This window comes from Oceanobacter antarcticus (assembly GCF_044962685.1).
In the GTDB taxonomy this organism is placed as follows: domain Bacteria; phylum Pseudomonadota; class Gammaproteobacteria; order Pseudomonadales; family Oceanobacteraceae; genus Oceanobacter; species Oceanobacter antarcticus.
Genome location: NZ_JBBKTX010000151.1, coordinates 1 through 209, shown reverse-complemented (window position 1 = coordinate 209; position 209 = coordinate 1). Strand labels below are relative to the sequence as shown.

The 209-nt window shown below is 46.9% G+C and carries 1 protein-coding gene; it reads right to left on the bottom strand.

Going from position 1 to position 209, the window contains the following annotated elements; genetic code table 11:
* A partial coding sequence (gene tnpB, locus WG929_RS21455; protein WP_416207661.1) for an IS66 family insertion sequence element accessory protein TnpB occupies positions 1–172 on the bottom strand: 172 nt, incomplete at its 3' end.
* Positions 173–209 lie beyond the last annotated feature (37 nt).

The following is a 209-nucleotide window of genomic DNA, read 5'->3' as shown; positions in this document are numbered from 1 at the left end:
ACAGTAACTTGATTTTATCCCGGTCGCGATTACAAAAGACAAACAGAGCATTGGCCATAGGACTAAGCTCCAGCTCTTGCTCGACCAATGCCGACAAGCCATTAATCGACTTGCGCATGTCAACGGTGCCTGCGTATAAATATACCTGAACCGCTGCACTGGGCCTAAGCATATAAAAGCCCTCGATCTTTTAATGCCAGCAACAGATC